This is a genomic window from Streptomyces sp. NPDC048600, from assembly GCF_055587025.1.
The window spans coordinates 197,185-210,924 of record NZ_JBVJGZ010000006.1; the positions used below are offsets into that span (position 1 = coordinate 197,185).

10 protein-coding genes are annotated in these 13,740 nt (G+C 72.1%); 5 read left to right on the top strand and 5 right to left on the bottom strand.

Annotated features, from left to right (window positions below):
* Nucleotides 1-31 precede the first annotated feature (31 nt).
* The gene (gene pepN, locus ACZ6SQ_RS10800) at nucleotides 32-2,605 is read right to left on the bottom strand and encodes an aminopeptidase N (RefSeq protein ID WP_469559183.1); all 2,574 of its coding nucleotides are present in this window, start codon (nucleotides 2,603-2,605) and stop codon (nucleotides 32-34) included.
* Nucleotides 2,606-2,823: 218 nt separating this feature from the next.
* Between pepN and ACZ6SQ_RS10805 the strand changes: the two genes are divergently transcribed.
* On the top strand, nucleotides 2,824-3,294 hold the full coding sequence (locus ACZ6SQ_RS10805; protein WP_469559186.1) for a DUF1203 domain-containing protein: 471 nt from the start codon (nucleotides 2,824-2,826) through the stop codon (nucleotides 3,292-3,294).
* Between the two features lie 5 nt (nucleotides 3,295-3,299).
* Here ACZ6SQ_RS10805 and ACZ6SQ_RS10810 read toward each other — a convergent pair whose 3' ends face one another.
* Nucleotides 3,300-4,328: an aspartate-semialdehyde dehydrogenase gene (locus ACZ6SQ_RS10810; RefSeq protein ID WP_469559189.1), complete on the bottom strand. Its 1,029-nt coding sequence runs from the start codon at nucleotides 4,326-4,328 to the stop codon at nucleotides 3,300-3,302.
* Between the two features lie 109 nt (nucleotides 4,329-4,437).
* On the bottom strand, nucleotides 4,438-6,630 hold the full coding sequence (locus tag ACZ6SQ_RS10815) for a TerD family protein (protein ID WP_469559192.1): 2,193 nt from the start codon (nucleotides 6,628-6,630) through the stop codon (nucleotides 4,438-4,440).
* 150 nt (nucleotides 6,631-6,780) lie between these two features.
* Between ACZ6SQ_RS10815 and ACZ6SQ_RS10820 the strand changes: the two genes are divergently transcribed.
* Both ACZ6SQ_RS10820 and ACZ6SQ_RS10825 read left to right on the top strand, forming a co-directional pair.
* Nucleotides 6,781-7,320 (top strand): RNA polymerase sigma factor, encoded by a 540-nt coding sequence (locus ACZ6SQ_RS10820; RefSeq protein WP_386378562.1) that lies wholly within the window; start codon nucleotides 6,781-6,783, stop codon nucleotides 7,318-7,320.
* 1 nt (nucleotide 7,321) lies between these two features.
* Nucleotides 7,322-8,104: a hypothetical protein gene (locus ACZ6SQ_RS10825; protein ID WP_469559195.1), complete on the top strand. Its 783-nt coding sequence runs from the start codon at nucleotides 7,322-7,324 to the stop codon at nucleotides 8,102-8,104.
* Nucleotides 8,105-8,265: 161 nt separating this feature from the next.
* Here ACZ6SQ_RS10825 and ACZ6SQ_RS10830 read toward each other — a convergent pair whose 3' ends face one another.
* Nucleotides 8,266-11,550, bottom strand: coding sequence for a S8 family serine peptidase (locus tag ACZ6SQ_RS10830; RefSeq protein WP_469559198.1), 3,285 nt, complete (start codon nucleotides 11,548-11,550; stop codon nucleotides 8,266-8,268).
* 171 nt (nucleotides 11,551-11,721) lie between these two features.
* The gene (locus tag ACZ6SQ_RS10835; RefSeq protein WP_469559200.1) at nucleotides 11,722-12,258 is read right to left on the bottom strand and encodes a CGNR zinc finger domain-containing protein; all 537 of its coding nucleotides are present in this window, start codon (nucleotides 12,256-12,258) and stop codon (nucleotides 11,722-11,724) included.
* A gap of 132 nt (nucleotides 12,259-12,390) precedes the next feature.
* Between ACZ6SQ_RS10835 and ACZ6SQ_RS10840 the strand changes: the two genes are divergently transcribed.
* Nucleotides 12,391-12,843: a VOC family protein gene (locus ACZ6SQ_RS10840; RefSeq protein WP_469559202.1), complete on the top strand. Its 453-nt coding sequence runs from the start codon at nucleotides 12,391-12,393 to the stop codon at nucleotides 12,841-12,843.
* Nucleotides 12,844-12,845: 2 nt separating this feature from the next.
* Nucleotides 12,846-13,733: a pyridoxamine 5'-phosphate oxidase family protein gene (locus tag ACZ6SQ_RS10845; protein ID WP_469559205.1), complete on the top strand. Its 888-nt coding sequence runs from the start codon at nucleotides 12,846-12,848 to the stop codon at nucleotides 13,731-13,733.
* Nucleotides 13,734-13,740: the final 7 nt, after the last annotated feature.

Here is a 13,740-nt window from a genome sequence, read left to right on the forward strand (position 1 = left end):
CCGCCCCTCGGCGGCTGCTGTCCCGCGTGCGTCAGACGGACGCGGCGGCGTCCGCGGCCTGAGCCTTCAGCGCCCGCTCGACACCCGAACGCGACTCCGAGACCAGACGGCGCAGGGCCGCGCCCGGCTCGGCGGAGGCCAGCCAGGCGTCCGTACGGTCCAGGGTGTCCTGCGAGACCTGGAGCGACGGGTAGAGGCCGACCGCGATCTGCTGGGCCATCTCGTGCGAACGGGAGTCCCACACGCCCTTCACCGAGTCGAAGAACCGCTCGGCGTAGGCGGCCAGCAGCTCACGCTGGTCGGTCTGCACGAAGCCGACGATCACGGCCTCCTGAAGGGCGTTGGGCAGCTTGTCGGAGTCCACCACCGACGCCCAGGCCTCCGCCTTGGCCTCCTCGGTCGGGCGCGCCGCCCGCGCGGTCGCGGCGTGCCGCTCACCGGCGGCCGTCCTGTCGCGCTCGTACTCGCCCGCGATCTCCGTCTCGTCGAACCGGCCGACCGCCGCCAGCCGCTGGACGAACGCCCAGCGCAGCTCGGTGTCCACGACCAGGCCCTCGACCGACTGCGAGCCGTCCAGCAGCCCCTCCAGCAGGTCCAGCTGCTCCGGCGTACGGGCCGTCGCCGCGAAGGCCCGCGCCCACGCCAGCTGGTGGTCGCCGCCCGGCTCGGCCGCGCGCAGGTGCGCCAGCGTGGCGTCCGTCCACCGGGTCAGCAGCGCCTCGCGGGCGGCCGGGTCGGCGTACAGGTCGACGGCCAGCTTCACCTGGCGGTGCAGCGACTGCACGACACCGATGTCGGACTCCTTGCCGATGCCGGACAGCACCAGCGACAGGTAGTCCCGGGTGGCCAGCTCGGCGTCGCGGGTCATGTCCCACGCGGACGCCCAGCACAGGGCGCGCGGCAGGGACGCCTCGAAGTCGCCGAGGTGCTCGGTGACGAAGGCCAGCGACTCCTCGTCGAGGCGGACCTTGGCGTAGGACAGGTCGTCGTCGTTGAGCAGCACCACGGTCGGGCGGCGGCGGCCCACCAGGGCCTCGACGTGCGTCAGCTCGCCGTCCACGTCCAGCTCGACGCGGTCGGTGCGCACCAGCTTGCCGGCCTCGGTCAGGTCGTACAGGCCGACCGCGATGCGGTGCGGGCGCAGCACCGGCTCGCCCTGGGCTCCGGCCGGGAGCGCCGGGGCCTGCTGGCGGATGCCGAAGGAGGTGATCACCCCGTCGGCGTCGGTGGTGATCTCCGGGCGCAGGACGTTGATCCCGGCCGTCTCCAGCCACTTCTTCGACCAGGTCTTCAGATCGCGGCCGGAGGTCTCCTCCAGCGCGCTGAGCAGGTCGCTGAGGCGGGTGTTGCCGAACGCGTGACGCTTGAAGTACGCCTGGACGCCCGTGAAGAACTCGTCCATGCCGACGTAGGCGACGAGCTGCTTGAGGACCGAGGCACCCTTGGCGTAGGTGATGCCGTCGAAGTTGACCAGGACGTCGTCCAGGTCACGGATCTCGGCCATGATCGGGTGCGTGGAGGGCAGCTGGTCCTGCCGGTACGCCCAGGTCTTCATCGAGTTCGCGAACGTGGTCCACGAGTGCGGCCACTTCGAGGCGGGGTGGTACGCCTGGCAGGCGATGGAGGTGTAGGTGGCGAACGACTCGTTCAGCCAAAGGTCGTTCCACCACTCCATGGTGACCAGGTCGCCGAACCACATGTGGGCCAGCTCGTGCAGGATGGTCTCCGCGCGCAGCTCGTACGACGCGTCGGTCACCTTGGAGCGGAACACGTACTGGTCGCGGATGGTCACCGCGCCCGCGTTCTCCATCGCGCCCGCGTTGAACTCCGGCACGAACAGCTGGTCGTACTTCGCGAACGGGTAGTCGTAGTCGAACTTCTCCTGGAACCACTCGAAGCCCTGCCGGGTCACCTCGAAGACGGCGTCCGAGTCCAGGTACTCGGCCAGCGACGGCCGGCAGTAGATGCCGAGCGGCACCGACCGGCCGTCCTTCTCGTACACACTGTGCACGGAGTGGTACGGGCCCACGATCAGGGCCGTGATGTACGTCGAGATCCGCGGGGTCGGCTCGAAGACCCAGACGTTGTCCTTGGGCTCCGGGGTCGGCGAGTTCGACACGACCGTCCAGCCCTCGGGCGCCTTCACGGTGAACTGGAAGGTCGCCTTCAGGTCGGGCTGCTCGAACGACGCGAACACCCGCCGGGCGTCCGGCACCTCGAACTGGGTGTACAGGTAGGCCTGGTCGTCGACCGGGTCGACGAACCGGTGCAGGCCCTCACCGGTGTTGGTGTACGCGCAGTCCGCGACCACGCGCAGGATGTTGCGGCCCTCGAGAAGGCCGGGCAGCGCGATCCGGGAGTCGGCGAAGACCTCGGCCGCGTCGAGCGCGTCGCCGTTCAGGGTCACCTCGTGGACGGCCGGCGCCACCAGGTCGATGAAGGACTCCGTGCCCCCGCGGGCCACGTCGAAGCGCACCGTGGTCACGGACCGGTAGGTGCCGCCCTCCTGCGCGCCGGAGAGGTCGAGATCGATCTCGTACGAGTCAACGGTGAGCAGCTCCGCCCGCTGCTGCGCCTCTTCGCGAGTCAGGTTTGTGCCAGGCACGCGGTCATCTCCTCGGTCACCTCGTATGTGTCGGTCCGGTCATCCTTCCATGCGCATGAGCCGATCCGGGCTGGCTGAGGCCCGCCTCGGGCGAGGCGAGGGGAAACCCTCTGCCGGGCGGGGCACCCCGCGGCCGGGGACGCGGGCGGGGACGCGGGCGGGAGCGTGATGTCCGGATTCCGCCGGTGCGGGGGGCGCGGCGGGGCGAGTCTGGGCGCATGACGACCTACATCGCACGACCCGTCGAGGCACCGGTCCTGAAGGAGCTGCGCCACGTCGACGACTCTGGACGCCGGACGTCTCCGTTCACGGACGAGGAGGGCGGCGCCCCGCTGCGCTGCTGTCTGCGCAGGAGCCGGCCGGGGGAGCGGATCGCGCTGGTCGCGTACGCCCCGCTGCGGCGCTGGGCGGCGGCGACGGGCGTGGACCCGGGCGCGTACGACGAGCAGGGCCCGGTCTTCGTGCACGCCGGGGAGTGCCCGGGTTTCGAGGGCGGGAGCCTGCCCTTCACCCAGGCCCGCCGGGTGCTGCGCCGCTACTCCGCCGACGGCCGCATCCTGGGCGGACTGCTGGTGGAGACCGGCTTCGAGGACGCCCTGCGGAAAGCGTTCGACGACCCGGCCGTGGCACTGGTCCACGTCCGGGCCGTCGAGTACGGCTGCTTCCTCTACGAGGTGCGCAGGCCCTGAGGCGCCTACTGGGCCCGGGCGGCCTTCAGCTCGGCCGCCACCAGCTCCGCGATCTGCACCGCGTTCAGCGCGGCGCCCTTGCGGAGGTTGTCGTTGGAGATGAACAGGGCGAGACCGTGCTCGACGGTCTCGTCCCGGCGGATGCGGCCGACGAACGACGGGTCCTTGCCGGCGGCCTGGAGCGGGGTCGGGATGTCGCTGAGCACCACGCCGGGGGCGCCGGCGAGCAGCTCGGTGGCGCGCTCCGCGCTGATCGGGCGGGCGAAGCGGGCGTTGACCTGGAGCGAGTGGCCGGAGAAGACCGGGACGCGCACACAGGTGCCGGAGACCTTCAGGCCCGGGATCTCCAGGATCTTGCGGGACTCGTTGCGGAGCTTCTGCTCCTCGTCGGTCTCGTTCAGGCCGTCGTCCACGATCGAGCCCGCGAGGGGCAGGACGTTGAAGGCGATGGGCCGCTTGTAGACGCCCGGCTCGGGGAAGTCCAGGGCCTCGCCGTCGTGGGTGAGCTTGTCGGCGTCGGCGATCACCTTCTGCGCCTGGCCGTGCAGTTCGGCGACGCCCGCGACGCCCGAGCCGGAGACCGCCTGGTAGGTGGCGACGACCAGCGCCTCGAGGCCGGCCTCGTCGTGCAGCGGCCTGAGGACCGGCATCGCGGCCATCGTGGTGCAGTTCGGGTTGGCGATGATGCCCTTGGGGCGGTCCGCGACGGCGTGCGGGTTGACCTCGGAGACCACCAGGGGCACCTCGGGGTCCTTGCGCCAGGCCGAGGAGTTGTCGATCACGACGGCGCCCTGCGAGGCGACCTTCTCGGCCAGCGCCTTCGAGGTCGCGCCGCCCGCGGAGAACAGCACGATGTCCAGGCCGGAGTAGTCGGCCGTGGCCGCGTCCTCCACCGTCACGCCGTCCAGGACCGTCCCCGCGGAGCGGGCCGAGGCGAACAGTCGCAGCTCGTCCAGGGGGAACTCCCGCTCGGCGAGAATCCTGCGCATGACCGTGCCGACCTGGCCGGTGGCTCCGACGATTCCTACCTTCACGGGGACTCCTCTGCGTGACGTGCCTGTGTGTGCCCATACGGCCGGGACCCTTCCATCATGCGGGTGACCCGGGCGTATGTGTCCAATCGTTTGCCCGATGGGTGGACGCTCACTCCTTTCGGCCGGGTCCCTCGACCGCCCACTCGCCGTCCGAGCGGACCTGGAGGAATGTGCCCGGGACACGGTGCCGGCCGAAAGATGAACCGACCTTGTGCGCCGGGAACAGGTTTTCGTCCAGCGCGAAGATATGCATCAGCGGGCGCGACTCCGGGTCCCCGGAGGGCACGAACCGCATCTCGGTCTCGGGCCCGGTGTGACGTACGACTCCGTATCCGTGACCCTCGGTCCGCTCGCCGAGCACGGGCGCCGCGTCGGACGGAGCCGGTTCCAGCCGCCACGTCGTGTCGTCCTGCGCACGGACGATCAGGAAGCAGGTTCCGCCCGGATCGACCCAGACGGGACCGAGGACGGGCCGGTCGGCGCCCCAGGTGCCGGCCACGATCGCGGACTTTCCGTGCGGGTGGTTGTAGGCCCGCACGGTCATGTTCCAGTCGGAGGGCGACGAGGTCTGCCGCACGGTCATCAGGGTCGGCGGGCCCTGGTAGCGCAGGACCGTGCTGCCCCGGCCCTCCACGGGGCCGGTGAACAGGGGCGCCTCCTCCTCGGGCAGCAGCCGCAGGGACCAGCCGCCCTTGTGCCGGATGCGCAGGTTCTGCCGGTCCTGGCCGGCGCCGAAGAGCACGGCCGTGCCGCCGACGCCGTTGGAGCCGCCGGTGAGCAGGTCGGTGACCTCGTCGACGTCGGTCACCCTGATGGTGTACTGGTCGTCGACGTCGGTGAACTCGTACCGGACCAGCGCCGGGCGGCCGGGCCTGGGGTTGAACAGCGGAAGTTCCCTGCTGCCCCGTCCCTCGTAGTGTCCCGTGCGCCTCATCTCCTCCGGGGCGCGCACGGGCAGCGGGCGGGTGGTGAGCCGCCAGTCGCCGTCGCCCTTGCGCACGAAGAGCAGAAGCGGGCCGTCGGGGACGGCGAGGGTTTGCTCGAACGGGCCGGTGTGCTTGTCCATGAGCCGCTCGGCGCTTTCGCGGTCCCCGAGGAGCCGGGCCTCGTGGCACTCCAGCTCGAACCAGATCTGCTTGCCGTCGGCGAGGTCGAGCCGGACGTCCAGATCGGCGGAGGGGCCCGTGTAGGCGAAGACCTCGGGTCCCTTGCCCGTGACCGTCGCCCCGGCTCCCAGGGGGAGTGCCGCGGACAGCGGCCGGATCGAGACCGTCCACTTCCCCTCGTGGCGGACCTTCAGCCGAAAAGGGCGGTCGGGTCGCGGGTGGAACAGGGCGCGGCCGTGGAACGCGTGCTCGTCGTAGACGTCCAGGACGGTGTCGGGACCGAAGCGGTCCTGTTCGACGGCCTGGACCTCGAACCAGCCGCCTTCCGTGGCCTGCCCTTCCACGATCACGGGCCCCTCCGAGAGCCCCGCGCGCACAGTGAACGTCTGCTCGCCCTTGCCGCGGCGGACGAACGGCTTGAAGTCCTTGCCCCAGGTGAACGGGGCGGCGGGTACGGGGGACGCGGCGGGCACGGGAGACGCGGACGCCCCGGCGGGCACGCCGTCCGGCTTCCCGGCTCCGTGCGGCGGGAGCGGGCCGGTGGGCCCCGGCGCGTCCGCCCGCGTGTCCGTCCGTACCGGCGGGGGCGTCCGTATCGGCGTGGCCGCCCCCGCGGGCGCCGCTCCGGTCTTGGACACGCCGGTCAGCGGCACCGGGCCCGAGGACACCGCCGCCCCGGGGGCCGCCCCGAAGTCGGCTGCGAGCGCGGTCAGGCCCGAGTCGTAGCCCTGTCCCACCGCGCGGAACCTCCACCCGCCCTCACGCCGGTAGAACTCGCCGAGGACGAAGGCCGTCTCGGTGGACGCGTCGGTCACCTCGTAGTGGGCGACGATCGTGAGGTCGGCCGTGATCGCCTGGACGTACAGGCCGGGCACCTGGCCGAAGATGCCGTCGGCGCAGGAGCCCGCGATCACCACGCGCCGCACGTCCGGTTCGACGGACGGCAGGTCCAGCTCCAGCCATTCGGCGAACTGTCCGCCGCCCTGTCCCACGCCCCCGTGCCGCACCGCGCCCGACGGGTGCGCGGGACGGCCGCGCAGGACGAGGTCGGCTTCCCCGCGCACCCGGCCTTCGGCGTCGAGGAGCAGCGCGGAGGCGTTCACGGCAGGGGTGCCCGCGACGGCGGCCCGGCCGACCGCGACCCGCAACGGAGCTGCGGGGACAGGCGTGTTGGCGCCTTTGGTGATGTGGCTCATGCGGCCCATGCTGACAGTGGGACCGTGTGAGGAAAAGATCGACGGATGCACCGGTGCGGGGATCGGTGAAGATCGATGACGGGATTCCGGAAACCGGGCCGAACGTTTCCGCTCCCTCCCGCGTCATAGGGGAAACGCGGCAGGAGAGGGGTGGCTGTGCTGCGCAGAAAGGCCCGCCGCGGCCAGGGGGCGGACCACGCTGTGGACGACCCGCTGGACGCGGCGCAGGAGCGCCGGGTGCGGGCGGTGCTCGCACTCGGCGGGGTGCCGCAGGCGGACTTGCTGGACGGGGTGCAGCAAGTCCGCCTGCGGCTGCTGGAGCGGGCCGCCAGCGGCCGCGAGGCGCCGCGGGACGTGTCCGCGTGGGCGGCCGTGGTCGCCTCCAACCTCGCCATGGACTGGCACCGGTCCAAGCGCCGCCAGGAACGCATCGGGGAGCGGCTGGCCTCCCTGCGGCAGACCGAGCACCCCTCGGGCGAGGACACCAGCGTGCTCTCCCTCGCCGTCGCCCAGGGCCTGGACGAACTGCCCGACGCCCAGCGGCAGGTGCTCGTGCTGCGCTTCTTCGCCGATCTGCCCGTGCGCGGCATAGCGGAGGAGCTCGGCATCCCCGAGGGCACGGTCAAGAGCAGGCTGCACACCGCGGTCCGGGCCCTGCGCGCCCGGCTGCACGAGGACGAGGTGGTGTGACGTGACCGTCGAACACGACAGCTTCGACGGAGGCGAGGGCTTCGACGGCGACCGCCCCGACCCGCTGATGGTGGTGCTCACCGGCGGACCCCTGCCGGACGAGGCCCGCGCGGACGCCGCCTTCATGGCCGAACACCGCTGCGCCGAGGCCGATGTCGCGCTGCTGCGCGAGCAGTTGGGCCTCCTCGGCGAGGCCCTCGCCGGACCCGTCGCCGAACCTCTCGCCGAAGCCCCGAAGCGCCCCGCCCCGCGACCGGCGGTCGTGCCTACGCCCGTGCGCCGGCGTCGGCCCTTCGTCCTCGCGGTGCGTGCCGTGGGAGTGGCCTGCGCGATCGGGGTGTTCTCCGTGACGGGCTGGGCCGTGCTGCGGGCGGGAGGCGGCGTCGGCACGTCGTCCGACGCGGGTAGCAAGGCGGCGGCCTCCGACGAGAAGTCCGCCTCCGAGGCGCAGGCGGACATGAGCGCCCCCGGCTATCTGGCCTGCGCCCGGCTCGTGGCCGAGGGCGACGTCACCGCCGTCGACCCCGTGCCCGGCACCGCCCGGGACCGGGTCACCCTGCGCGTCACCCGCTACCTCAAGCCCGACAAGGGCCGGGCCGTGGTCACCTTCGTGATGGACCGCGACTCCGATCCCCGGCTGCGGGTGGGCGACCACGCGCTGGTCTCGATCCCGAGCGGCTCGGCCGCCCCCGACGTCTGGAGCGTGGGCGACCAGGACGTGGCCCGCAGCCGCGCCTGGATCGACGAGGCGCTCCCGCAGTCGCGCGCGATGGCCTGCCGGTGACGGGAGGGCGGCCGCCCGCACGGTGACAGGCCGAAGGAGCGGGGGTGCCCTCACGGACACCCGCCGCACGGTCAGGGACACCCGCCGCACGGTGACAAGCCGAAGGGGCGGGTGCCCTCACGGACACCCGCCCCTCATGACCCGTTCGGATCGTCAGGCCGTTACGGCGTGACCTTCTCGATCTTCACGTTGCCCAGACCCGCGACCGTGCCGCGGGCGTTGACCAGGGAGACCTGGCCGAAGAACTCGCGGCCCTCGGGGGCCGGAGCGGCGGCGACCACGTCGCCGGAGACGGTCGCCGTGGCGCCCGTGCCGAGCTTGACGCCCGCACCGGCGTCGACGGTCACCGAACCCAGGGCGGCGGAGAAGAACACGTCCAGGTAGTCGTACGCGGTGGAGCCCGCGGGCACCGCGTAACCGGCGACCTCGATCGTGTAGGTGCCGGCCGCCGGGTTCTTGACGGACACGGCCTCCTCCGAGTCACCGTCGGCGGCGGAGCCGACGACCGTGCCGGCCGCGTTCTTGACCGTCAGGTCCAGGTCGGCGGCGGCGTCGGAGACGTTGCCGATCGCGACGTCCAGCGACGCGGCGCCCTCGGGCACCACGACCGTGGAGATCTGCGTGTCGCCCTCGGCGATGGTCGGGCGAGCGGCCTTGGAAGAGCCCAGCGGACCGCCGACCAGCTTGCCGTCGATCGCGGCGAAGTTGTTCTTCACGGTCCAGGACGCGGCGGTCGGAACGCCGACCTTGGCCTCGGCGACGGTCACCGTCTCCGGGTCGAAGGCGGCACCGAGGACGGAGACGTCCAGCTTGAACGGGTTGTTCAGCACCGGCGACGTGCGGCGGGACTCGACCTCGATCTCCCAGACGCCCGGCTGCGGGTCGGCGTAGGAGCGGACGCCGGGCTTGCAGCCGTTGCCGTCCAGGTAGTTGTTGTAGCAGTACGGGGTGCCGGTCGTGTCCGCCGGGACGCCGTAGGGGTGGATGGCGATGAAGCGTGTCTGGCTCTTGTCGGCCAGGTCGCCGATCGCGACCTCCAGGGACTTCGCGCCCTCGGGCACGGTCACGAAGTAGGACTTGTGCGCGTTGCGCTGGACCGAGGACGACGCCGAGTAGCTGAAGCCCAGCGGGGCCGAGACGACGACCGTGGAGAGGACCTGCTTGTCGATGCCCTCGGTGCGCGGGTCGTCCACCTCGAGGATCGCGCTCTTGAGACCGGCGGAGCCCGGGGCGGCCTGGACCTTGACGGTGACCGGCTTGTTCAGCGGCAGACGGACCTCGTCCGAGCCGACGATCCGGAAGGTGCGGTCCGCGTTGTTCTCGAACCACAGCTCGTGACGGATGTCGCGGTCGGCGCCCGTCGTACGGGTGATGGTGACCTCGTACGTCTTCTTCTGGCCGGCCTTCAGGCCGCCCTCACGGTCGTACAGGCCCGTGCCGAAGCCCGGGGTCTTCAGGAACTGGTCGATCGCGGTGTCGACCGGCGCCTTGACCGTGTACTGGTGGGCGGTGGCACCGTCCAGGATCGAGTCCCAGGCGTCCGGGATGTTGATCAGACCGGCACCCTCGGCGTACGCCTGCACACCGGGGATGTGGTCGGCGGTCGAGGTCAGCGCGGTGCGCAGGGTGGCCGGGGTGAGCTCGATGCCCTTGCGCTTGGCGGCGGACAGCAGCAGCGCGGAGGCGCCGGCGGCCTGCGGGGAGGCCATCGAGGTGCCCTGGAGCATGGAGTAGCCGGCCGGCAGCTGGTAGCCCGCCTCGGTCACCGGGCCGCCGGGCAGCCAGGTCTGGGTGGTGTTGATCGAGGCACCCGGGGCGACCAGGGTCGGTGTGAAGCCGCCGTCCTCACGCGGACCGCGCGAGGAGAAGGGCAGCATCGCGTACCTGGACTCCACGGCCGAGCCGTAGTTGGCTGCCCAGGTCTCCTTGGAGATGGACGCGCCGACCGAGATGACCTTGTCGGCGAGGCCGGGGTCACCGATGGTGTTGGCGCCGGGGCCGGAGTTGCCCGCGGAGATCACCAGCTGGACACCGTAGGTGTCGATCAGACGGGTGTAGAGCTCGGCGCGCGCGTTGTTGCCGTCGTTCAGCGCGGGCAGACCGCCGATGGACATGTTGACGATGTCGACGCCGCGGTTGGCGACGAGGTCGATCATGCCCTCGGTGAGCGCGACGTTGGTGCAGCCGCCGGTCCAGGTGCAGGCGCGCGAGGAGACGATCTTCGCGCCGGGGGCCGCGCCGTTCATCCGGCCGCCGAACAGGCCGTTGGCGGCGGTGATGCCCGCGACGTGGGTGCCGTGCTCGGACTCGATGACGCCGATGTTGACGTAGTCGGCCTTGTCGCCCGCCGCGTTGAAGACGACGTCCTTGCGGATCTCGACGACGAACGGCTGGCGCTCGGCGACGTCGGTGGCCGGGTTGTCGGTGCCGAACCAGCCGATCTGGAAGCCGTCCTTGTACGGCTTCATCGCTTCGTCGTCGCCGAAGTCGTTGTTGTTGTTCAGGTCGACCCGGACGGTGCCGGCGGCCGCGTCGTAGAGCACGCCCCAGACATCGGTGGTGTCGCCGTCACGGTTGGCGTCGCCCTTGGCGTCACCGCCCGCGGTGACCGACTCGCGGAAGAGGTTGAACTGGTAGCTGCCCGCGGGGGCCTGCCAGGTGGCGCCCGCGATGGCGAAGGTCGGGCCGCTGACCGGGTTGTTCATCCGCCGCCAGGTCGCGTCGCCGTCGGCGACGGGGTCGGTCGCGGTGACCCAGTCGACGATCTTGCGCTCGCCGGTGGTGGTCTTCTGCAGGGCCGGGTGGCCGAGGTCGACGCCGGAGTCCAGGACACCGATGGTGACCCCGCGGCCGTCGGCCTTCGGGTGGTCCTCGACGAAGTCGACCGCGCCCGTCTCGAAGGACGGGTTGTACGGGTTCTCGGCGGGGGTGTTCTTCCCCGGCGCCGGGTAGCTGCCCGCGGTCGCGGCGGGGGCGCCCTTGGCCCGGTCGGCGGCCGGCGTCGGGTCGTCCAGCGCGATCTCCTGGCGCAGGTCGATGCCGTGCACGGAGGAGAGCTTGGCCGCGGCGGCGATGGCGGCGTCCGCCTTGCCGGTCGGGACGGTGGCCCGGACGTAGCCGAGCTTGTCGTGGGTACGGCCGACCAGGCCGCCCTCGACGGCGTCCAGCTGGTCGGCGACCTGCTCGGTCTGGCCGGGCGCGGTGGCGACCATCAGCGTGACGGTCTTGTCGCCGTCGGCCTTGGCCTCGGCCAGCAGGTCGGCGTCGTCCGAACCGAGCTTGGCCTGGGCGGACTTGACACCGGAGTCGGCGACGAGCGGGCCCGAGTCGTCGGCGAGGGCGACGGGGATCGGCGCGCACAGAGCGGCCACCAGACCGGCGGCCACGGCGATGCGGGCCGTGCGTCTGGTGGCCGATATCGACTCGCGCTGGGGGGTGTTGGTCATCGGCATCCCTTGCACGTAAAGGACAGAGGAGTCCGGAATGCGATCCCGGACGGTCGCTCAGCCTTACGCAAGGGACTGGTCTTTGGGGAGAGTTGACCGAACCGAAATGGATGTGTGGGGAAAACCCGCGATGCGGTGTGCGGCGTTTGATCCCCTTAAGTCCTCTTGTGCTCAGGCGTCCTTGCCGCGCGCGTAGTGGCGGGACGCCTTCGCGCGGTTGCCGCACACGGCCATCGAGCACCAGCGCCGGGTGCCGTTGCGCGAGGTGTCGAAGAAGTGCAGGACGCAGGCCTCGTGCGCGCAGGAGCGGATGCGGTCCGGGGCGGTGGTCAGCAGGCGGAGGTAGTCCCGGGCGGCGAGCCAGGCCGGTCCCCAGGCCGGGTCGGCGAACTCGGGTTGCTCGCCGGGTCCGTCGGCGCCGAGGGTCGGCCGGATCCGGCCGTGCGCGAGGACGGCGTCCACCGCGGCGGCCCCGCGCTCCAGCGAGCCGTCGACCGCGTTCGCCAGCGCGTCCCGCGCCCGCAGGGTGTGCCGCAGGGTCGCCGCGTCGGCGGTGAAGCGCTCCTGGAGCCCGTTCGCCGTGAGCCACACCGTGAGCCCGTCGGCGCCGGTCAGCAGGTCCTGGAGCTCGCCGTCCCGCATCCACCGCGTGTTCAGCAGGTCGAGGGCGAGCGGCTCACCGGTCAGGGGGCGGGGGTCGGCGGACATCGGGGGCTCCCTTCGGGCCGGCCGCTCCTTCGAGCTAACCGCTCAAGAGTACGTGACCGGTTGACACTCCTGGATTCTAACCACTAACGTGATGTTCACAGGTTATAGAAAGTCGACTGAAGGGGAACAGTCATGACCACGAAGATCCTGCGCACCGGCCACATCGGGCTGAGCGTCACCGACCTCGACCGCTCGCTCGCCTTCTACCGGGACGTCCTCGGCTTCACCGTGACCGGCGAGGGCAAGGAGGGCGACAGCCGCTTCGCCTTCCTCGGCGACGGGGAGCGGCTCCTGCTCACCCTCTGGGAGCAGGCCGGCGGGTCCTTCGACCCCTCCCGCGCCGGGCTGCACCACCTGGCCTTCGAGGCCGACTCCGTCGAGCAGGTCCGGGAGTACGAGACGGCCCTGAAGGCCTACGGAGCCGACTTCGCCCACGACGGCCTGGTCGCCCACCGCGAGGGCTCCGCCTCGGGCGGCATCTTCTTCCACGACCCGGACGGCACCCGGCTGGAGATCTCCGTGCCGACCGGCGCCGAAGAGGCCCCCGCGCCCAGCCAGACGGCGCCGACCTGCGGGTTCTTCTAGTCATGGCCGTCTACCACGCGGGCTCGCGCACCCTTCAGGACCGCCTCGGGGTGCGCGAGGCCGCCGACCACGTCGGCCGCTCCGTCGGCTCCGGCATCAAGCCGGTGGCCGCGGCCTTCCTGGAGCTCCAGCCGCTGCTGATCGCCGGGGCTGCCGACCCGGCGACCGGCGAGGTCTGGGCCTCCCCGCTGACCGGTGCGCCCGGTTTCGTCCGGGCCACCGGCCCGCACTCCGTCTCCGTCGCGGGCCGGCCCGCCCCCGCCGACCCGCTCGCCACGGCCCTCACCACAGCCGGCACCGCCGTCGGCACCATCGCCCTCGACCCGCGCACCCGCCGCCGGATGCGCCTCAACGGCCGCGTCACGACCGCGGAACGCGGCCTCGCGATCGAGGCCGACAAGGTCTTCTCCAACTGCCCGAAGTACCTCCAGAAGCGGGACACCTACGAGGTCGTGCCCGGCCGCACCCCCGGCGCCGGCCGGCACGGCGACGCACTGACCGCGGCGCAGCGGGCGTTCGTCGCGGCGGCCGACACCTTCTTCCTGGCCACCGTGCACGAGGACGGCGCCGACGTCAGCCACCGCGGCGGCAACCCCGGCTTCATCGAGGTCGTCTCCCCGCGCGAACTGGCCTGGCCCGACTACCCGGGCAACTCCATGTTCCTCACCCTCGGCAACCTCGCCGCCGACCCCCGCGCCGGGCTGCTCCTCCTGGACTGGACAGACGGCACCGCGCTGCGGCTCACCGGCGAGGCCCGCACCGAGATCGCCGAGGACGGCGGGCGCACGGTCCGCTTCACCCTCACGGAGGTGATCGAGACACCCTCGGCCGTGCCGCTGCGCTGGTCCGCGCCCGCATACTCACCTGCCAATCCCGTTCCGGCGCGCTAACTTCCCC

What these genes read in the sequence shown, in the direction of transcription:
- ACZ6SQ_RS10830 (WP_469559198.1), bottom strand. Translation starts at nt 11,550, where the DNA reads ATGACCAACACCCCCCAGCGCGAGTCGATATCGGCCACCAGACGCACG.
- ACZ6SQ_RS10805 (WP_469559186.1), top strand. Translation starts at nt 2,824, where the DNA reads ATGACGACCTACATCGCACGACCCGTCGAGGCACCGGTCCTGAAGGAG.
- ACZ6SQ_RS10815 (WP_469559192.1), bottom strand. Translation starts at nt 6,630, where the DNA reads ATGAGCCACATCACCAAAGGCGCCAACACGCCTGTCCCCGCAGCTCCG.
- ACZ6SQ_RS10840 (WP_469559202.1), top strand. Translation starts at nt 12,391, where the DNA reads ATGACCACGAAGATCCTGCGCACCGGCCACATCGGGCTGAGCGTCACC.
- ACZ6SQ_RS10835 (WP_469559200.1), bottom strand. Translation starts at nt 12,258, where the DNA reads ATGTCCGCCGACCCCCGCCCCCTGACCGGTGAGCCGCTCGCCCTCGAC.
- ACZ6SQ_RS10845 (WP_469559205.1), top strand. Translation starts at nt 12,846, where the DNA reads ATGGCCGTCTACCACGCGGGCTCGCGCACCCTTCAGGACCGCCTCGGG.